Annotated in this window: 26 protein-coding genes and 1 tRNA gene; 15 read left to right on the plus strand and 12 right to left on the minus strand. The window is 38.7% G+C overall.

Features of this window, described 5'->3' with window-relative positions:
* The first annotated feature begins 2 nt into the window (after positions 1 to 2).
* Positions 3 to 404, plus strand: coding sequence for a pyridoxamine 5'-phosphate oxidase family protein (locus JG734_RS01080; RefSeq protein WP_255531390.1), 402 nt, complete (start codon positions 3 to 5; stop codon positions 402 to 404).
* Here the strand turns inward: JG734_RS01080 and JG734_RS01085 are convergent.
* Genes JG734_RS01085 through JG734_RS01100 form a run of 4 tightly spaced genes read right to left on the minus strand, consistent with a single transcriptional unit; the run spans position 388 to position 2,920 of the window.
* Positions 388 to 891, minus strand: a complete 504-nt coding sequence (locus JG734_RS01085; RefSeq protein ID WP_201333206.1) for a hypothetical protein — start codon at positions 889 to 891, stop codon at positions 388 to 390. The two genes, JG734_RS01080 and JG734_RS01085, sit on opposite strands and share 17 nt — an antisense overlap.
* Complete coding sequence (locus JG734_RS01090; protein WP_201333207.1) at positions 861 to 1,625, minus strand: patatin-like phospholipase family protein; 765 nt, start codon at positions 1,623 to 1,625, stop codon at positions 861 to 863. Before JG734_RS01090 ends, JG734_RS01085 begins: the two co-directional genes overlap by 31 nt.
* Positions 1,622 to 2,056 carry a protoporphyrinogen oxidase HemJ gene (gene hemJ, locus JG734_RS01095; protein WP_201333208.1) on the minus strand — a complete coding sequence of 145 codons (435 nt, stop codon included), beginning with the start codon at positions 2,054 to 2,056 and terminating at the stop codon, positions 1,622 to 1,624. Before hemJ ends, JG734_RS01090 begins: the two co-directional genes overlap by 4 nt.
* A gap of 33 nt (positions 2,057 to 2,089) precedes the next feature.
* Positions 2,090 to 2,920 (minus strand): zinc-dependent peptidase, encoded by an 831-nt coding sequence (locus tag JG734_RS01100; protein ID WP_201333209.1) that lies wholly within the window; start codon positions 2,918 to 2,920, stop codon positions 2,090 to 2,092.
* A 35-nt stretch (positions 2,921 to 2,955) separates the two neighbouring features.
* Here JG734_RS01100 and JG734_RS01105 point away from each other — a divergent pair, with 35 nt between their 5' ends.
* From JG734_RS01105 to JG734_RS01130, 6 genes are all read left to right on the plus strand, one after another.
* Positions 2,956 to 4,026, plus strand: coding sequence for a hypothetical protein (locus JG734_RS01105; protein WP_201333210.1), 1,071 nt, complete (start codon positions 2,956 to 2,958; stop codon positions 4,024 to 4,026).
* 20 nt (positions 4,027 to 4,046) lie between these two features.
* The gene (locus JG734_RS01110; protein WP_201333211.1) at positions 4,047 to 4,481 is read left to right on the plus strand and encodes a DUF2267 domain-containing protein; all 435 of its coding nucleotides are present in this window, start codon (positions 4,047 to 4,049) and stop codon (positions 4,479 to 4,481) included.
* A 92-nt stretch (positions 4,482 to 4,573) separates the two neighbouring features.
* A complete protein-coding gene (locus tag JG734_RS09525; RefSeq protein WP_370583625.1) occupies positions 4,574 to 4,654 on the plus strand; it encodes an SOS response-associated peptidase family protein in 81 nt (26 codons plus the stop codon).
* 130 nt (positions 4,655 to 4,784) lie between these two features.
* Positions 4,785 to 5,786: a hypothetical protein gene (locus tag JG734_RS01120; RefSeq protein WP_201333212.1), complete on the plus strand. Its 1,002-nt coding sequence runs from the start codon at positions 4,785 to 4,787 to the stop codon at positions 5,784 to 5,786.
* 289 nt (positions 5,787 to 6,075) lie between these two features.
* The gene (locus tag JG734_RS01125; RefSeq protein WP_201333213.1) at positions 6,076 to 6,234 is read left to right on the plus strand and encodes a hypothetical protein; all 159 of its coding nucleotides are present in this window, start codon (positions 6,076 to 6,078) and stop codon (positions 6,232 to 6,234) included.
* A 108-nt stretch (positions 6,235 to 6,342) separates the two neighbouring features.
* On the plus strand, positions 6,343 to 6,585 hold the full coding sequence (locus tag JG734_RS01130) for a hypothetical protein (RefSeq protein ID WP_201333214.1): 243 nt from the start codon (positions 6,343 to 6,345) through the stop codon (positions 6,583 to 6,585).
* Here the strand turns inward: JG734_RS01130 and JG734_RS01135 are convergent.
* The 6 genes from JG734_RS01135 to dnaG form a co-directional block, all read right to left on the minus strand.
* A complete protein-coding gene (locus tag JG734_RS01135) occupies positions 6,572 to 7,630 on the minus strand; it encodes a hypothetical protein (RefSeq protein ID WP_201333215.1) in 1,059 nt (352 codons plus the stop codon). The two genes, JG734_RS01130 and JG734_RS01135, sit on opposite strands and share 14 nt — an antisense overlap.
* 73 nt (positions 7,631 to 7,703) lie before the next feature.
* On the minus strand, positions 7,704 to 7,946 hold the full coding sequence (locus tag JG734_RS01140) for a hypothetical protein (RefSeq protein WP_201333216.1): 243 nt from the start codon (positions 7,944 to 7,946) through the stop codon (positions 7,704 to 7,706).
* Between the two features lie 193 nt (positions 7,947 to 8,139).
* Positions 8,140 to 8,215: transfer RNA gene (locus JG734_RS01145), tRNA-Ala, on the minus strand.
* Positions 8,216 to 8,268: 53 nt separating this feature from the next.
* A complete protein-coding gene (locus tag JG734_RS01150; RefSeq protein WP_201333217.1) occupies positions 8,269 to 8,628 on the minus strand; it encodes a diacylglycerol kinase in 360 nt (119 codons plus the stop codon).
* Entirely contained in the window at positions 8,625 to 9,614 is a 990-nt protein-coding gene (locus tag JG734_RS01155; RefSeq protein WP_201333218.1) for a 7-cyano-7-deazaguanine synthase, read from the minus strand. The genes JG734_RS01150 and JG734_RS01155 overlap by 4 nt, the downstream gene beginning before the upstream one ends.
* Positions 9,607 to 11,241: a DNA primase gene (gene dnaG, locus JG734_RS01160; RefSeq protein ID WP_201333219.1), complete on the minus strand. Its 1,635-nt coding sequence runs from the start codon at positions 11,239 to 11,241 to the stop codon at positions 9,607 to 9,609. The genes JG734_RS01155 and dnaG overlap by 8 nt, the downstream gene beginning before the upstream one ends.
* Before the next feature lie 37 nt (positions 11,242 to 11,278).
* On the opposite strand from dnaG, the gene JG734_RS01165 reads away from it, so the two are divergent.
* From JG734_RS01165 to JG734_RS01190, 6 genes are read left to right on the plus strand one after another with little or no spacing between them, the layout of a single operon-like run.
* Positions 11,279 to 12,256 carry a hypothetical protein gene (locus tag JG734_RS01165; RefSeq protein ID WP_201333220.1) on the plus strand — a complete coding sequence of 326 codons (978 nt, stop codon included), beginning with the start codon at positions 11,279 to 11,281 and terminating at the stop codon, positions 12,254 to 12,256.
* On the plus strand, positions 12,234 to 12,656 hold the full coding sequence (rnhA, locus tag JG734_RS01170) for a ribonuclease HI (RefSeq protein ID WP_201333221.1): 423 nt from the start codon (positions 12,234 to 12,236) through the stop codon (positions 12,654 to 12,656). The genes JG734_RS01165 and rnhA overlap by 23 nt, the downstream gene beginning before the upstream one ends.
* Before the next feature lie 57 nt (positions 12,657 to 12,713).
* Entirely contained in the window at positions 12,714 to 13,394 is a 681-nt protein-coding gene (gene rnc / locus JG734_RS01175; RefSeq protein WP_201333222.1) for a ribonuclease III, read from the plus strand.
* Positions 13,387 to 14,463 carry a chorismate synthase gene (gene aroC / locus JG734_RS01180; protein WP_201333223.1) on the plus strand — a complete coding sequence of 359 codons (1,077 nt, stop codon included), beginning with the start codon at positions 13,387 to 13,389 and terminating at the stop codon, positions 14,461 to 14,463. The genes rnc and aroC overlap by 8 nt, the downstream gene beginning before the upstream one ends.
* A complete protein-coding gene (locus JG734_RS01185) occupies positions 14,456 to 15,052 on the plus strand; it encodes a DedA family protein (RefSeq protein ID WP_201333224.1) in 597 nt (198 codons plus the stop codon). Before aroC ends, JG734_RS01185 begins: the two co-directional genes overlap by 8 nt.
* 19 nt (positions 15,053 to 15,071) lie before the next feature.
* Positions 15,072 to 15,278 (plus strand): hypothetical protein, encoded by a 207-nt coding sequence (locus JG734_RS01190; RefSeq protein ID WP_201333225.1) that lies wholly within the window; start codon positions 15,072 to 15,074, stop codon positions 15,276 to 15,278.
* Here the strand turns inward: JG734_RS01190 and JG734_RS01195 are convergent.
* Together JG734_RS01195 and JG734_RS01200 are read right to left on the minus strand one after the other, a co-directional pair.
* Entirely contained in the window at positions 15,244 to 16,494 is a 1,251-nt protein-coding gene (locus JG734_RS01195; RefSeq protein ID WP_201333226.1) for a DUF2130 domain-containing protein, read from the minus strand. The two genes, JG734_RS01190 and JG734_RS01195, sit on opposite strands and share 35 nt — an antisense overlap.
* A 61-nt stretch (positions 16,495 to 16,555) precedes the next feature.
* On the minus strand, positions 16,556 to 17,104 hold the full coding sequence (locus JG734_RS01200; protein WP_201333227.1) for a ribonuclease HII: 549 nt from the start codon (positions 17,102 to 17,104) through the stop codon (positions 16,556 to 16,558).
* Between the two features lie 77 nt (positions 17,105 to 17,181).
* Between JG734_RS01200 and JG734_RS01205 the strand changes: the two genes are divergently transcribed.
* Positions 17,182 to 18,060 carry a hypothetical protein gene (locus JG734_RS01205; RefSeq protein WP_201333228.1) on the plus strand — a complete coding sequence of 293 codons (879 nt, stop codon included), beginning with the start codon at positions 17,182 to 17,184 and terminating at the stop codon, positions 18,058 to 18,060.
* 10 nt (positions 18,061 to 18,070) lie between these two features.
* Positions 18,071 to 18,784 (plus strand): hypothetical protein, encoded by a 714-nt coding sequence (locus JG734_RS01210; RefSeq protein ID WP_201333229.1) that lies wholly within the window; start codon positions 18,071 to 18,073, stop codon positions 18,782 to 18,784.
* Positions 18,785 to 18,790 lie beyond the last annotated feature (6 nt).

Genomic DNA, 18,790 nt, shown 5'->3' on the forward strand with positions numbered 1-18,790 from the left:
AAATGCAAGAAAAAATTGTGCAATTTTTGCAAAGCAACCATATTCTCGCTTTGGCTACATGTGACGATGAGGTTTATGCTGCAAGCTGTTTTTATGTATTTGACAAAGATGCGTTAGCTCTCATTTTTGCAAGCGACCCTCAAACACACCATATGCAACAAATTGCAAAAAATCAAAAAGTGGCAGGAGCTATACATCTTTGTGAAAATAAGGTTCACAAGATCCAAGGAGTGCAGTTTAAAGGTGTTGTTTGCAAAGCTTCCAAGGAGCAAGAGAGTCTCTATCTTGATACTTTTCCTCTATCTAGAGTGATGCAACCAACCCTTTGGGCTATTGAGCTTACATGGGTGAAGATGACAGATAATACTTTGGGATTTAAGACCAAAATCACTTGGTCTCGATGAGTTTGTCGATAATGAACTGCTCTATCTTATTTTTTGGGATATCTCTATCGATTGCCTCTTTGTAGTATTGGGCTACAATTTCATGGTATTTATCGTAGCTAAAGTGGCGCAGATACTTCTCCCAGGCCTGGCGGATTAGTTTTTTCGCAGCATGCTCTTTGATTCTATTTTCGAAGATTTTATATGTTCCAAAGAAAAGCAGAGTAAATATTATTGCAAGAATAATTGCAAAATGGCAATCGAGTTTTGCCAAAAATCCGTGGAAAATTAAGGTGAGCGGAATTATGAGAATATTCCAAAAGATAAAGTAGATGAGATAGAGCTTGAGCCTACAAAATTTCAAGCCAGGGATTGAAGCAATATCCAGATGGTCTACAACGACGCGGTTAGCTTCCATGAGTTCACGAAAGCGCAGAGGATATTTTGGCTTTTCAAAGACATAATCTGTGATCTTGTCTAGGAGTTTTTCATAAAAATTTTTTCCCATTCTTCCAAATCCTTGTAGGCTTGTGCTTTTCCTGCGTCATAGATCGTCTCGAGCTTTTTCCTCTCAAGTATACCAAAATTTTGGCACTCCAAAATTTCTATATATTTATCTGCTAGAGGGATGGAAGAGCGGATGTTGGAGTTGAGCAGCAAGAAGCCAGCACGTTTGAAATTGCCAAAAAAAGAAAATGGAAATTTGATATTTTGTGTTGGATTGACGTTTATTGCGATTGTAAAGAGTCTATGTTTTTTCAAAGGAGTGATTGGGAGATTATCACAAAACCCTCCATCAATATACTTTTGTCCATCTATTGTAATTGGAGCAAAGAGTGGCAATAGGGCGGATGAAGCAAGTACTGATCTGGCAAGATTACCACTGGTTTTGTAGGCAGGTTTGCAATTATCATAGGGAGTGAGTGTGATATAGAGAGTTTTTTGCAGCTCATCAAAGCTTCTAAGCCCTAAGTTTTCAAGCTCCTCTAGCACAGGCTCTAAAGTCCACAAAGTGCCTCGAAAAAAATTGAACTTGATTTTGTGGTAGGGGAACGAGAGGAGAGTATCCATAATTGCAGCTGGCTGGAGGCCTTTTGCCAAAAAGGCTGCTACGATTGCACCTGCACTACTTCCACTGAGAGATTCAATGTGAAGGGAAAATTTTGACTGCAGTACTTCTATGTATCCAAGCTGAGCGGCGCAACGTGCACCTCCTCCACTCAGAGCTACTGCGACTTTCATAGAGGTTTGACTACAGCCATGATGACTATGATTATCATCAAGAGAGTGGGGACTTCGTTATAAAATCTAAAAAATTTCCCACTTTTGGTGCACTGGTCGTTTGCAAACTGTTTGAGAAAATAGCGTAAGCTAAAATGGTAGATGATGAGCAAAAGGGCTGCAGTGAGTTTGATATGGAGCCATATGCCGCTTTGAAAGAGCGATGGATTGAGTGCAATCATCGCTCCACCACTCAAAATACTTGCCCAAAAAGCCGGTACTCCGATGAAGTAGTAGAGTTTATGCTCTTGGATTTTGACAATTTCTACAAACCCAGCATTGTTTTGGTGTTCAGCATGGTAGACGAAGAGTCTTGGAAGATAAAAAAGCATTGCCATCCAGCTGATAATACTTATAACATGAAAAGCTTTGATCCAAAGATAATACTCCATTGGTGTGCCTTTTTTGCAAAATTATAGCAAAGATTACTCCCAGGAAGCTGGATCGAGATTGTAGTATTCTTTTAGGATCTCATAGAGCTGGGGCTCCTCTTTTTGGAGCTTTTTTGGTTTTTCGAAAAAGTATTCAGTAGCTACTGCGAAAAACTCTGCTGCATTTGTGGCTGCATAAGGGTCGAGAAAGCTTTTGTGGTGGTGTTTGAGTTCATTGTGAAGTTTTTTATACTCTTTTGTCATAATCTGTGCCCATTTTTTATAAAGCTTCAGAGGGAGTGGAGGTGTACCATCTGCAACTCCATCTGCCATATCGAGCTGATGGGCAAACTCATGGAGTGCTACATTTTTGCCATTATGTGGATTGAGATCGCCTGCGAGCACATCCTTCCAGCTAAGAATCACTTCTCCACCTTGCCACGCCTCTCCCAAAAGTACTTGATCTTGTTCTGTGACTATCCATCCCTGCTCTATTTTCTCTTTTTTAAAAACTGCTTCAGGATAGATAAAAATCGATTTGACATGCTTATATTCGCATCTATCGTGTCCAATCGTAAGCAAGCATGCATTGGCTGCAATGATCACTCTCTTCTCTTCATCTATGTTTACACCTCTACCGATGAACTCTTTTTCTTTGATGAAAGTAAGGATGCAGGCTTTGAGCCTCCTTTGTAGCTGGGGAGGGATCTTTAGGTAGAAAGGAAACTCTTTGAGAAGAATCGCTTCATATCTTTTAGGGAAATAGCTAAGAGTTTTGAGTAGATGGTATCTTGCATCAGTTACTAGATAGAGATAGAGCTGATAGAGAACATATGCAAAAAGAATAAACCCAAAAAGGGACAAAAGTAGCAGATAATAGTCCATATGGAAGTGTACAATAAAGAAAAAAAGGAGTCAAAATGGCAGTCTATGGAAGAGTAGAAGGGCCAGAGGACATCCGCCGTATAAACTGCCTCATAAGAGATCAGATGATGGAAGTGCAAGAGGAGGGGCAGCTGAGTGAACTTAAAAAGAGAAGCGATTATCTTTGTACACTTACCTATTCGCCATTTTGGCAAAAAAAATTTGGTGACAAAATTGAAGAGTTAAGAAGTGTGGCTATAGAAGAGAATAGAGTAACCGTCAAAGAGGCAAATATTATCGCAAAATTTAAAGGATGGGACAAAGAGTATTCACCATGGCGTAGTGATATTGATATTGAAGAGCAACTAAAACTTCTGCCGGAAGAGATTGTCGAAGAGATTACACATGCGACTATGAGTCTTGAAATGGATACCAAAATATTAGAACAGCTTAGACGGGAATTCTGTGATATTAGAAAAGCCATGGTTTTGTGTGAGGATGAGGAGTGTCTCAAGAAACTCAAACGAGCTGTCGATATTCTCTCTGTATTACCTTATCTTGAAGAGTTTAAAAGCCATTTTGATGAGGGAGTTTTGGGTGCGATTGATGCCTTTATTACGCAGGAGAAAAATCGTTCAGTAGAGCTTGCTAATATTATTTGTGAAGTAAATGGTTGGTCAAGTTATTTTGAGTCTATAACAGATGAAGATTTTGGTCAAATGAGTGCCAAAGAGTATCTTGATAGTCTCCTTGAAGAGGAAGAAAAAGCACAAACTTATATACCTACCCAGAGCCGATACAAAGGTGGCGGTAAGATTCTTTGGCTTGTATATTACCATCCAAGAAGGAAAAGAGAGTATGCCAAAAGAGTCTATCTGCCAGCTGAATATCGTAACCTCAAACTTGAAGGTCCTGATTGGTTCAAAAACAGATTTGGCAATAAAGTGTGGGGTGTGAAGATAAGTTATGAGACAAGGATCAAAGAGACTACCATCAAAGTGCGTGGCAAAGAGATTCATCTGCCAGAGCGCTGGGTGAAAAAAGAGAAAGTTGTGACACTTCCAGAGATTGCACAAAATGTGAGGCTATTTGAAGAGCGACCAAAGAGTGCGATGAATATAGCATAAATCTATAAAAGGAGGCTCCTATGCATTTTGAAAAAGATATGCAAAAAACAAGGGAGTTTCTTAAAGAGTTTGCGCAATATGCACAGTTGGAAAATATACAACAAGCAGATAGAGTTGTGCGTGCTATTTTGAGAGTATTACGAAGGAGAATTGCTCCGCAGGAATTTCTTGATTTGCTGGCACAATTGCCATTGTGTATCAAAGCTGTTGGAGTAGAAGGTTGGAGACTTAGTGAGTTTCCGGACAAATCTATAAGAAAAGTTGATAGTTTTATAGATGCAGTTATGCGAGAAGACCCGGGTGCACAAAAGGATTTTGGAGATAATCCAAAGAGAGCCAAAGAGATTGTAAGAGCATTTTTCGCCTTTTTAAAGCAACATATAAGTGAAGGTGAAATCAAAGACGTCGCTGCAGAGCTTCCTGAAGATTTGCAAAAATTCGTTGAGGCAGCGTAAGCTGCCATTCGCTATAGCCTTTGGGGGCTCATTCCTTTTTGGGCGAATGATATACTATTGGCAATCGCATAATCAATGCAAGAACAGAAAATATCGATACCAAGTCAGCATTTCGCAAACCCTTCATGCGCCAGCGCTGCATTGTTCCAGCCAATGGCTTCTATGAATGGTAAAAACTGCCAAATTCAACTAAAAAGATTCCCTACTATTTCAAGCTAAAAGAATAATGAAAATGTATTGGGAAGACTAGAGAATTAAAATGATACAATTATATAAATTTATTAATATTTAATGGGAGATAACATGGAAGCTCTAAAAAAATTGCTCTCTTTTATAGTATATTTTATAATATTATTTTTAATAATGACTTTTCTGCTTATGCTTGCATATTCATCATTGTCAGAAAAATTCACAAATAATGGCTTTATGCAGTTTGTGTTTTTTGGTATTGAATTAATTTTAGTCTATGTTTCTTATAAACTGGCATATTTACGCATTTATGGGAGCAAACAATCTTATGAGAGCAAGAAAACCGCTAAAAAACACAAAGCAATAAAGATAGACGAAGGAGATATTGAAAAGTATCAGTGTGCAAAAGATGTTGTAAGCCAATTTTCTAAAGAGTGTAAAGAAGATAATGAAAATGAATTTATTGCAAAAATAGATAAATGTCTTGATGGGGCAAAGCAGCCAGATGGGGTTATAGAAAAAGTTCTCAATGATTATATTCAAGAAGCACTCAATGATGGTTTGCTAGATGAAAAGGAAGAATGTACTATTATGACTCTTTCACAAAACTATAATATTGATTTAGAAAATATTGAAGATCTTCAAAAGGCCAAAATCTTATACAGTATAATTGTAAAAAATGAAATACCTGATGTTGAAGTTAGAGGTAATATTCCTGTATTACTTGAAAATAATGAAACAATCCTTTATGCAGAAAATGGAGTGGCATTGATAAAAGAAGTAACCAAAACCAAATATGTCGGTGGGTCAGATGGGTTTAGTATCAGAATAGCAAAAGGATTATATTATAGAAAAAGTGCTTTTAAAGGTGAGCGCGTAAAGGTATCTTCTCAAGAGGTCGTTGATGCAGGGACTTTGATAATAAGTTCTAAAAATATCTTTTTTGTAGGGGAAAATCAAAAGATTAAAATTCCAATCAAAAGAATAATCACATCTGAGCCATTTGAAAATGGGCTAACTATCCAAAAAAGTGGGAGAGCTAAACCATTGACTTTCTATGGGCTTGATAGCTGGTTTGCACACAATTTGATTATCAATTTGGCAAAAATTGAATAAAAATTTATATAAACTATGAGATAGGTGTTTTGCAATAAATAGGGAATATGAAGGGGGATAGAATTAGTTACAAATAATTTTTGAATTTAAGCATAGGTTTTTTATTTAGTTTTTAAAAGCCTCATCAATGAAAAAGAAAAAAACTATAAAATAATAAATAATTGGTAGAAATTTCATAAAACTTTTAGCTGCAAAAAGCAAGGGTATATCTCTTTTGGTGAAATTGATTGACACGCTCAATCCTGATACATCGAATTTAACACAATTAGAAGCGTCAGCTTGGGATAAGATGAAGCAATTGGTACAAGCTAGGTATAGTGACAGTGAGCTTCTCGATCAATTTTTTGATAGTGTATTGGGAAATATAGGCACATATAATGACAAAATAGTTCAAGCACAAAATGCTACTACTATCGAGGAACTGATACAAATACTTGAGAGCATTTAGATGATATATTTCCTTCTCTTCACTATTGCCTATATCCTTCTTTTTGCTCTCACACCTATTGTATTTTTAGCAAATCTAGCGAGAAAACTACTGTAAAAAGATGGAGTCTTGCGCTATATCTTCACAGCTGCAGTAGGTTTTGACCAGGCAGGAGGATCAATCCTTTACGGCCAGGAGAATTTCACGATCTCTAGCTATACATACTACCTTTGTACAAAAAAGAGAAATCAAGTAGCTTGTCATTTTATGAGGCTGATAGATTTGATTTTTGGCCAAAATCACTGCAAAAGAGCATATCACTGGGAGATCGGAAAAAATAGCTCCGATCTCCTGCAGATCAAGGAGTTGTGAAAGTTATTTTGTCCCCATTTTTTATGGCTTTTACACTATCGATGAGGAGCCATCGTAAATTATAATTTTCATCTACACCTTTTTCAAGTTTATATATTGATTTCAAGCTTGATGGAATATATATCCATTCATAGCCCCCTTCACCATAATGGATGTAATGTCCATTGATGGAGAACTCTTTATTTTTGATTTGATTTATAACTTTATTTGGATCGCTTTTTGTAGTAATAATTGGAATAGCATTGATACCGCATGATTTTGGATCTTGACGACATTTTGAGAGTTTGTTTTCTATTATCTGGTCTACTACTTCTTTTGTATATACTATTTTTGGTGTTCCAGGGAGATTTGCTGTTCCATTTTCATAATCCTCTTCCGAGCCGTATTTGATTTGTGATTCACAATTTTGAGATATGCTAGATGAAGAGCTTGTACTTGATTCATCACATGGAAGCCCTGGTATACAAACACTACTACTGCTATCTGTATTACTTGCATAATTAGATGACGAAGAGTTGCTGCTTGAAAAATTATAATTATTCTTAGGGTAAAATGTTCCATAAAGTGGCTTAAGAGAATATTTTGCATTAACCATAACATAAGCTGCCTCATCAGGCGTTCCAAAATAATAATCACCAGATATATTAGTACCATTGAAATTTAAATAATACCAATCAGCATTTTCAGAATATTGTGAAAATTGAGCAGCGCAAAACAATTGATATTCATTAGTCATATATTTTGCACATGCCATTGGGTTTAAAATTCCTTCGGTTGTTTTTCGCATTCCTAAAATTTTTTTACTCTGATTATCATAACGAATAAAATATAGTGTGTCTGTATAGTTTTTATTTCCATACTGATAATATACAATAGCATACCCTCCAATATATTTTGATGCCTCATAGGGAGAAATATCGATATTATTACGAATATATGAATGAGCATGCACACTTTTTGAGTAAATATCAATTGCCTTTGTAGGATTAATAGTATCCGAGAACAATAAAGAGTAGAGTAGTCCTATAATTGCAATTAGTCTCATATTTATTCCTTAAAATTAAATTATATAAGATATTAATCTATCAAACTTTAAATCCATCTTAATTATAATTCATTTAAAAACTCCTCCCACCATTGCAGCAGATGCATTCTCTCTCCAAAAAATCACTGCGCATATAAGCTCTTGTGACACTGCTTCCTATTTGATGGTGCAGTTGCGCTTCAATGACTTCTGCACTCATGCCATGCTCTTTTTGATGCTCATAGCAAATGGTACTGAAGCTTGAGCGCCATCCATGAGCGTTGTAATTGGTGATGCCAAGCCTTTTGTGCGCCACATTGAGAGTGTTTTCTGACATCTTCTTCCCATATCACCTGATTGAGTATGGTTAGCCTCATGAAAGAGGCTCAAATAGATTATACTCATTCCCATACACAAATTGCACAAAGATTAACAGATGGTTTAGTAAATAAATCGAGAAATAAAATATCATAAGAAGCGCTATCTCATGGGGATTTTATAAAAAAGGGTGATGAATATGGAGAAGCTATTGGTGGAGCATACCGGGATCGAACCGGTGACCTCCACGCTGCCAGCGTGGCGCTCTCCCAGCTGAGCTAATGCCCCTTGGATGTGCTATTATAGCAAAAGGGACAAACTGTAAGCAAATGAACAAGTATTCATATTTGTTTGAGCGCGACATAGAGCCAGAGACAGAGTGTAGCAAATAGTGAGAGCATGACTGCCGCAGCTCCCATATCTTTAGCCTCTTTAGCAAGAGGATGGATATCAGGCATTGCAAGATCTACCACACGTTCAATTGCGCTATTGAGTAGCTCTACTATAAGAGGCAAAAAGAGTGAAAATTGTAAAATAGCTCTTTGAGATAGTGGTAGAGGGAGCATCCAAAAAGCAATACTTAAAATAATAAATAGAAACACTTCTATACGAAAACTCATCTCTTGCTTAAGTGCTGCAATGAGGCCGCTTAAGGCGTAGCGAGCATTTTTAAAAAGATGATATTTGGGTTGATTTCTCATTTGATAAGATACCTTTGTGCTTCAGCTTTGCTTGGGAATGGAGAAGCTGTGACTCTCTTATCTCCTATCACTACTTCATAGCTCTCTTCAGGCCTTGCTTTAGAGTATGTCAGTGCAATCTTAACAGCCAACTCTTTGTCTTTTTTTGATGCATTTTTGTGTAGGAGGCTTACTGGCCCTGGAAGAGGAAGAGTAAAGAGTATATATTTGGTTTGATGTATGTTTTTGATTTTTTCATTCTCCTCTTGATTGCGACTCACTACAAGCTTAGCACCATCTGGCAAGCGAAAGTGGCGTCCCCACTTGAGCACATCGATATCCTCTACATCAAAAGTATCATAAGTGATATGATCTTTTATCTTTTTGCTAAAGTGTTCATCAGTAAGCAAGCATCCTCCACTTGGACTCTCATAATTTTCTATTCCCCACTTTTTGGCTAGCTCCATCTGCACTTCGCGACTGCGCCCACTAATACCTAGGAGTTTCTTTCTATTTACCCACCCTTTTTGCTCTGGAATTGTTGGAGGGAGGAGTTTTGCACTGAGGGGTCTAAGGATAAAACCATCTGCACTAGAGAGATTCTCTACCTTTTTGAGTGCATCAAAGCGCTGACTCATTGGTCGCTGTCCAACCACTTCACCACTTATGATAAAATGTGCATCATATTTAGGCAGCAGCGCTTTTGCTATACGAATCATATTGGCATGGCAGTCGATACATGGATTAAAGTTTTTGCCATAGCCATACTTTGGATCAAACAAAATCTCTTGGATGAATTGGTCGCGTATATTGACTATCTCTAGTTTTGCTCCTATTTTTTTAGCAATATCTTGAAGATACTTTTGCTTCTCCTCTTCAGCTTTCCCTCCAAAACCTGTATCAAAATGCAGACCTATTACCTCTATACCTTGCTCTATAAGTAGTTTCATAGCCAAAAGACTATCCAGCCCTCCACTAAAGAGGGCTAATGCACGAATTTTACTCAATGATCATCTCTCCTCTTTTAAGTTTTATAATATTCTCTTTGTATTTGCGAATCAGATAGCTTTTTTGCTCAAATGGTATGTTTGAATGGGTTAACTGCTTGATCTTATTTTCATAGTATTTTATCAAAAAAACTAATAGTTCTTTATGGAGATTTTCCTCATCAAATGTAATAATTCCATCATCAAGCAAGATTTCACGAATTTTTGGATGTTCAAGGTTTTGCTCTAAAGCTAGGCGAAACTCCTCTTTATGGTAGATGATATGTTTGATATCTATAATATCAAGTACTGTATCGATGAGATACGGGTGTACAAGCATCGTTTTGATAATGCTAAGCTCCTTGGCATCACGAGTCTCGAGAGAAGCTGGTTGGGTAGTTTGCTGCTTTTTAGGCTGTAGCTGTACTTTTGAGGGCAAAATATTTAAAAGTGCAGCGAGATAGTCACGATACTCTTCAGCGACCAATGGAGGGAGAGTTTTGAGATACTCTATACCTTCAAAGAGTGCCTTTTGCTTCTCTTTTGGATTTTGCAAATCGTATGTTTTTGTAATAGTTTCCAAGACAAATTGTATAAATGGTTGTGGATGAGAAAAAAGCTCATGCAGTTCGCTCTGTTTTCCTTGTACCACCATGTCAGCAGGATCGAGTCCTTGCGGAAAGATCACAACTCCCCCGTCAATATCGTGGGAGCTAAGTAGCTTAGAGGCTTTGAGAGCAGCGTTGATCCCAGCTTTGTCCCCGTCATACGCGAGAATTACTCTAGGCTCACCCCGCGTAAGAAGCGGAAGGTGCCCGGCAGTAAGAGCAGTGCCAAGCGTTGCTACAGCTGTATCAAAGCCTCCTTGATGGAGCATTACCACATCCATATACCCTTCACATACGATTATCAGCTTCTTTTTAAATATCTGCTCTTTTGCTATATGGTAGCCGTAGAGGATTTTTGATTTGTGGAAGAGTTTGGTCTCAGGTGAGTTGAGGTATTTAGCAGGATGGTTGGTGATGGTGCGTCCACCAAAACCAACAAGAGCACCTTTTGGCGAAAATATAGGAAAAGTGATGCGCTCTATCATACGGGCATAGACTCTCTCCCCTTCTTGTGCCAATATACCAGCCTGCAAGGCATCTTGAAAAGGGATGAGGTGAGATTTGAGATATGCTAGCTGACTGGCTGAATCTGGCGCGTAGCCGAGGGAGAATTTTTCGATACTCACACTGCTGACCCCTCTCTCCTTGAGGTAGCCAAGAGCTTGTTGATTGTGCAAAAGATTTGATTTGTAAAACTTATTTATCTCTTCCAAAGCTTTAAAAAGCGGTGCAAGAGAGCTTTGGCCCTGGGTATGTACCAAAGAGAAGTTGTACATAGAGGCAAGTTTTTCAATGGCTTCAGGGTAGGAGAGCTTCTCATAATCCATCACAAACTTTATTGCATCGCCCCCGGCACCACATCCAAAGCAGTGGTATATCTGCTTAGCAGGGGAAACTACGAAACTAGGTGTATCTTCATTGTGAAAGGGGCACAAAGCCTTGTAGTTGGTGCCAGCCTTTTTGAGTTCTATATAATTGCCTATTACATCGACAATATCAACGATGTTTTTAAGTTGTTCGATTGAGGCTTTATCTATCATTGCGCTATTATAGTATAATTTCGCAAAAGGAGCTTCGTTGGACTTTTTGCTAGCATACAGAGATCCTCTTTTTGGCCTTTTAGTATTTTTTGGTCTCATCTTTATCATCTCCTTTTTTAGCTACTCTTGGTCGATTTTGAAATTCAAAAAGCAGTCATCTTCACTAGAAGAGTTTTTCAATCGCTATACCCACAAAGGAGCAATTAATGAGCTCTTTGATGAGTATGACCAAAGAAAACTTCTTATGCTTTTGGCAAACTCGTTGAAAAAAGAGGGTGATTTTGAAGGAGCAATTGCTATCTATTCCAAACTCAAAGAGCAAAGCAATATGCAAGAGAGGCTCTTCATCCTCCAAGAACTTGCTGATCTGTATAAAGAGGCTGGATTTTTGCAGCGGAGCAAAGAGATATATGAAGAGATTTTGCGCTATTCACCCAAAAACAAAGAGGTTCTTGAAAAGCTTATGATTTTGTATGAGAAGCTGGGCCTATATAACGATGCTTTGGAAGTCTCCAACATTTTAGACCTCATTGGAATCAAGAGTCCCCATGCTCTCTACCTCCAAGCTGTGATTGCAACACAAAATAGTGACATACCGGCTCTCATGCATCTTTATCACAAGGAGCCTAGACTTGTTAGAGTCATTTTCGAGTGGTTCTTTCGCTATGCTCCCAAGGATGCTTGGAAAAACTTGCGCCAAGATGATTATCTTGAGGTGATAGATATTTTATGGTTTTTGCCCAAAGAGCATAGCAAAACCGATTACCCCCTCCTTGAGCAGCTCTATAGCGCCAAAGGGTATATTAACAAAGCAAAGAATAGTGATATTTTTGAGTTAGATATTCTCCTGCACTATCCAAAAGCGCAGCTTGATTTTGAATATATGTGTCAAAGTTGCAAAAATATCTTTCCCTTTTCTTTTACGCGCTGTCCCAAATGCGGATCGGTCTATGCTCCAAAGGTTGAGTTAGTAATATCAAAAAGAGGTAGTGATGAAGAGAGTTTTGCTTTTTAGTGACGGATCGAGCCTGGGCAATCCTGGCCCTGGCGGATACTGCGCAATTTTGCGCTATAAAGATACCGAAAAGGTTATAAGTGGAGGTGAGCCCCACACTACCAATAACCGCATGGAACTTAGAGCCGTCATAGAAGGGCTCAAAGCTCTCAAAGAGCCTTGCGTAGTAGATATCTACAGTGATTCAAACTATGTAGTGCAAGCAATCAATCAGTGGCTAGCGGGCTGGATCAAGAAAGATTTCAAAAATGTCAAAAATCCTGATCTGTGGAAAGAATTTCTAGAGGTTGCAAAACCGCATAAAATTAGAGCCTTCTGGGTCAAAGGTCATGCAGGGCATGAAGAGAATGAAAGATGTGATAAAATAGCAAGACAAATGGCACAAAATCAAAAAGCATAATACTCCCCATCTGCTTCGAAGCAGCTGAGGAGTGTTTTGCAGATCTGGGAGCGATGAATGCAAAAACTGCAAGAGTTTGAGAAAAGCCTTAGATATACCTTCAAAAACAAAGAACTACTCAAAGAGGCACTTACCCACAAAAGTTACAAAAGTCCTGTCAATAATGAGAGATTGGAATTTTTAGGCGATGCCGTACTTGATCTCATTGTGGGGGAGTATCTTTATAAAAAACTTCCAAAAGCAAATGAGGGGGAACTTTCAAAGCTCCGTGCATCTCTCGTAAACGAAGAGGGGTTTGCAAAGCTAGCAAACAGGCTCAATATTGGTGATTATATCTTCATATCCCAAGCTGAGGAGAACAATCACGGCCGCAGCAAGCCAAGCCTCCTTTCTAATGCTTTTGAGGCGGTAATGGGAGCGATATATCTTGAAGTTGGGCTTGAAAAGGTCAGAGAGATAGTGCTGGATCTTTTAGAAAAAGAGTATCCAAAGATAGATCTTGGCACTCTCTTTAAAGATTTCAAAACTGCTTTGCAAGAGTTTACCCAAGCGCGCTTTGGTGTTACACCACAATATAAACTGCTTGGAGCCACAGGTCCAGATCACAAAAAAGAGTTTGAGGTAGCTGTGATGCTTCATGATGAGGAGATAGCTACTGCAAAAGGACGCAGTAAAAAATCTGCCCAGCAAGAAGCTGCAAAGATCGCTTTGCAAAAACTAAAGGCTGAAGATGAATAGTTTTGGAATAAAATTTCGCTTTACTACTTTTGGTGAGTCTCACGGCAAAGCGATAGGGTGTGTGGTAGATGGTGTTCCTGCAGGACTTAAAATCGATGAAGAGTTTATCCAAAGTGAGCTAGATCGCAGGCGTCCTGGCAAAAGTAAATTTGCAACTGCAAGAAAAGAGAGTGACAAAGTAGAGATCCTTAGCGGCGTCTTTGAAGGTAAAGCTACAGGGACTCCAATAAGTATGGTGATATTTAATAAAGATCAAAAAAGCCGCGACTACTCCAATATAAGAGATATTTTTCGCCCAGGGCATGCAGATTTTACATACTTTCATAAATATGGGATCAGAGACTATAGAGGTGGTGGACGCAGTAGCGCAAGAGAGACTGCTGCGCGTGTGGCTGCAGGAGCAGTAGCGAAGCTGCTATTAAGAGAATTTGGTATCGAAGTAGAGGCTGGCGTAGTTGAGGTAGCAGGCATTAAAGCCAAGCAGTTTGATTTTGCGTATGCAAGAGGGAGCGAGATATTTGCCCTTGATCCAGCAGTAGAAGAGCAGCAAAAAGAGGCGATATTGAAAGCAAAAGAGGCTCACGATAGTGTAGGTGGAGTTGTCTTAGTCACAGCTCGTGGAGTACCTACAGGACTAGGTGAGCCTATCTATTACAAACTCGATGCAGTACTTGCTGAAGCTCTCATGAGTATCAACGCAGCAAAAGCCGTTGAGATTGGTAATGGGTGTGAAGCTAGCCGCCTTATGGGCAGTCAAAACAATGATGAGATTATCGCTGAGGGTTTTGCGAGTAACAATTCTGGCGGTATTTTAGGCGGAATTAGCAACGGAGAAGAGATAGTAGCGCGCATCTACTTCAAACCAACCCCTTCAATTTTCCAAAAGCAGCGCTCCATTGATACAGCAGGTAATGAGGTAGAAGTAGAGCTCAAAGGACGCCACGATCCTTTTGTGGCTGCTCGTGGAAGTGTGGTAGCTGAAGCGATGATGGCTTTGGTGCTTGCAGATATGCTTTTGTTGGGTGCTACAAGCAAACTTGAAAATCTTCAAAAAATCTACAATGCATGATATTGTTACTTGGATAGTCAATCTTGTAGGAGATCTTGGCTACATTGGCATCTTTGTGATGATGTTTTTGGAGAGTTCCTTTTTTCCTTTTCCTAGTGAAGTTGCGATGGTACCGGCTGGTTATCTTGCGAGTAAGGGGGAGATGAGTCTTTTGGTCGCATGGCTTTCAGGCGTTGCTGGAAGTTTAGCAGGAGCACTTTTTAACTACTACCTTGGTCATAAGCTTGGACGCCCCTTTTTAGAAAAGTATGGAAAATATCTCTTTTTGAAAGAGAAGTCTTTGAAAAAAGTGGAAGATTTTTTTGCAAAATATGGGCATCCAAGCACTTTTTGGGGTAGACTCATTCCTGGAATTCGCCAATATATCTCACTGCCTGCTGGTATTGGTCGTATGAAACTTACCGCTTTTGCTTTTTATACATTTTTAGGTGCTGGATTGTGGTGTGGCATTTTGCTCGTTCTTGGCTATTTTATTGGTGAGAATGAAGAGCGTATTAGATCTGCAACGCATCTTATTATTGCAATTGTTATGCTTTTGGTGGTAGGAGTATTTTATTACTACTATCGCAAAAACAAAAAGAGCCAATAATAGGTGCAAAGGAGCTAAAATGAAAATAGCAGATGTGGCACAATATGCTACTGTAAAAGCTACGCACCAGACAAAAGAGCAGATTGCGGTGAGTCTTCTTAAAAAGAGTATGGAGCAGACAAAGCAGATGATGGAAGAGCTTGTAAAAAGAGTCTCCAGCCTCCAAAAAATGAGAAAGGCACACTTAGTCTCTATGCTTGATCATCCTCCTCGTATGGGAGGCTAAGCAGCTCGATATGTCCTATGGCATTGCCAGCAATGCCTTTAATGGAGCCGTAGAGAGAGATAGTACTATCGAGCACCTTTTGCAGCTGTTTCTCGCGCTGCTTCCAAAGTCGCTGCATCGCTCTTTTTTCCTTATCAAGATCCTCTTGCATCTGTGTAAAACCCTCTACAATCGCTTCGATTTGCATCTTAAACTCATTTGATGTGAGGTAGCGATAGAGCAAACTCATCTTGTCACTGCGATTTTGCATGGAACGTGTTGTAAGAGCTAGCTGGATGATATGCTGGCGCAAAATGAAGCTCAAAGCCTTAAACTCCTCAAAGCTACATATCCAAATCCCATCGATAAGCCCCATACGCTCCATATCTTTTGGCATTGCTTCAGTGACGATTACTCCAATATCGGCACCAATTTGGCGCATATCGGTTTTGAGTTTTTCGATCCAGCCCTTTTGAAACTCCTTGGTACGTTTGCTCTCATAGTAGATTTTGCCACAGTTTGCTAACTCTCGTGTATTGACAATTTGCAGGCAATCTGCCCCACGCTGCCCTTTTTTGATCTCTTCAATGGTATCGAATGGGAACTGGTTTTGGAGGTACTCTTCTATTGCTAGCTCTTGCACCTCACCTTGATGCTGTTGGGAGGTGAGTTCTGCTTTTCTCTGCGCCTCAGCAAGCTTGGCTTTGAGATCTTTAAGCTGCTTCTCTTTCTCTTTGAGTTTGAGCTCACTCTCTTGTGCTATCTGCTTTGCAAGACGCTCTTTCTCTTTGGCAAGCTCTTCATTGAGCTCTTTTTGTGCCTGAAGTCGTGCTTGCTGTATGGCTTCCTCTTTTTGGCGCTTGAGCTTTTCTATCTCTATTTTTGCTTCATTGAGCTCTTTGACCTGGTTGCTCTTTTCTTGGAGCTCTTTTTTGAGATTTTCTATGATACTTGCTTGCTCGTTTGCAATTTTTTCTTTGAGCTCTTGCTCAAGTTTTATACGTTCTTTTGCCAAAGCCTCTTGCGCTTTTTGTGCTACTTTTGCTTCTATTGCAGCCTCTTTGGCTTTGATCTCTTCTTGCTGGGCTTTGAGTTTGGCCAGCTCGGCTCTATAGGCTTGTCTGTGTTCTTCTATCTCTTTTTGTAGTTTTGCCTTGGCAGCTTTTTCTATCTCTTCATAGAGTGTTTGGTTGATATCTATTTCGTAGCCGCAGTTTGGACATTTAATAGTGTGCATTGGCTCTCCTCGAGGCATTTTAATACAATTATAGTAGATTTAGTGCAACAAATTGCATAAATTAAAAAAGTGTTGGTTGCAAGGCTTTGGGACGAAAGCTTTTACGATGAATAGGAGAGAGGCCATACTTTTTCATAGCTTCTATATGCTCTTTTGTACCATACCCTTTGTGTTTACAAAAGCCATACTCTGGATAGAGCCTATCCATTTCGCACATGATACGATCTCGCGTGACTTTTGCTAAGATTGAAGCTGCCATTACTTCTTTTACTGTTTGATCTGCTTTGATAACTGGCTCAACCTTTTCAACGCCGAATTTGGAGTTGCCATCAAAAATATATTTTTGTGCTTTAAGTGCATTGAGAATCTCTTTGAGTCCTTGGGTGATACAAGCTGAAATTCCTTTTTGATCAATTATTTCATTATTAATGATTACAATTTTGTATTGTGTGGCATTGATGATTTTTTCATAGAGCTTCTCTCTCATTTGTGCTGAGAGTTTTTTTGAATCATCAAGTTTATAAACTCTTTTGATAAAAACCACGCCAGCCATCACCAAAGGTCCTGCCAACGGCCCCCGCCCCGCTTCATCAATACCGCAGATAGTCATACATACCCTTATAGATTAAGATAAAATTAATAAATAAAGTTCTATTATTAAGTATATATATTCAAAAAGAAGTCATAATGTTGCGTTTATCTATTTTTCTTTTCCTTATTATATCTACTCTTTTTGCTTGCATTTTTCCTCCAGATAGAGTGGTTATTTGTTTCAATAAAGCAAGCATACAAATAGCACCAGGAATAAATCAATACAAAAAGGAACTTGAAAAGGATTTAAAAGGGGGAACAGTAACAATTGTGCGGAATGGTTCTGTTACTTGTATACATATCAAAAAAAGACCGCAGAGATACATTACTGAGATAGTAACAACTCTTGATCTATCTGCATGGTTTGAAAAGAAAGAGTGTATTCGATCTTGGGAAGCGTTTTATGAGTGTATGAATAAAAAACGGAATAGCAAAGATGAGAAGCTCTATCAAAAACTCGATCGCAACTTTGTAGCAAAGATTATCTGCCAAGAGGGACAAGAGTGTGATCTTAGTTTTTTGCGATGGGAGTTGCATTGGAATACACCAGGTTATATGCAACTAAAAACAGTCATAGGTCCAGGCGGGTTTGCATCTAAAGAAAAAGCCAGGAAAAGTCTTGCAAAGATTAATAATCTCTTAAAAAAAGTTCTCTATGGTGCACGATTTCCTCAAAATGCAGATGAAAATTATGATGGTTCTACCTATTATGAAAATCATAAAGTGGCGCAATACGATTTTAAAAAAACAGTAGCAAATCTATTACAAAAGATGCAGCACTATAAGATAATCTCAGGTATAGATCAAAACGACATAAAGCAGTTAATCTCTTTATCGATTCCAGGTGCAAATATTCTTTATCTGCCTAGAGGGTGTAAAAATCCTTATGGTGACATAAGCAAGGGAGAGTGGATAGATGTAAGATCTGCTCATGTAGTTTTTGGGAAGTGTCCTGCTGTAGAGATTCTGCGATGAAGGAGAAAATATGAAAAAGTTCTTTCTTAGTTGCATACTTGTAGTCACATCACTCTTTGCAGATGAGTGTGGGGATATAATAAAAAAATTAGTCTCTATCCAAAATAGTATTGTGCAATATAGCTACCAAAACCTCCAAGTTGGTGCATGGGCAAAATTTACGTATGGATTAGCTATATATGCAGGCAAAAGAGAAGTTGATGGGAAGAAACTCTATGGAGTGGAGCTACAGCCAAAGCCATCGTTGGCATTGCAGACTTGGTATAGCATCATACCTAAAAAATTAGCTCCAGGAGTTACTCTCCTTACTCTTGATCCAACAATATTGTATGTTTTAGATAGAGGAGGACATGTTATAAAACTCAATAAAAATATGATAGAGCTTTACTATACATTTGCGATGGGTGGGAGAGAGAATCTAAGCACCATTTTAACACCAGCAATACTCAATAATCCACCAAGATGTGATAATCGTATAACTATTAAAAAGATTCAATTTACAGTTCAAAACCGAAATATCCCAAGCTTTTTAATTGTTTCTCAAAACAGTGGTGGAAGATTGGTAGTAAGCGATAAAGTTCCGTTTGGTATCGTTGCATCTGGCGATGGAAGTGTAGAAGCTAGTCTCAAGCTTTTGGATTTTGGGTTTCATGGTAAAAAGCCTTTGATTGATGAGAAAAAACACCGCATGGCTCAAGAGTTTAGCATACATTTTGGTATGTAAAAGGAT

This window comes from Nitratiruptor sp. YY09-18, from assembly GCF_016593235.1.
Taxonomy (GTDB): Bacteria; Campylobacterota; Campylobacteria; order Campylobacterales; family Nitratiruptoraceae; genus Nitratiruptor.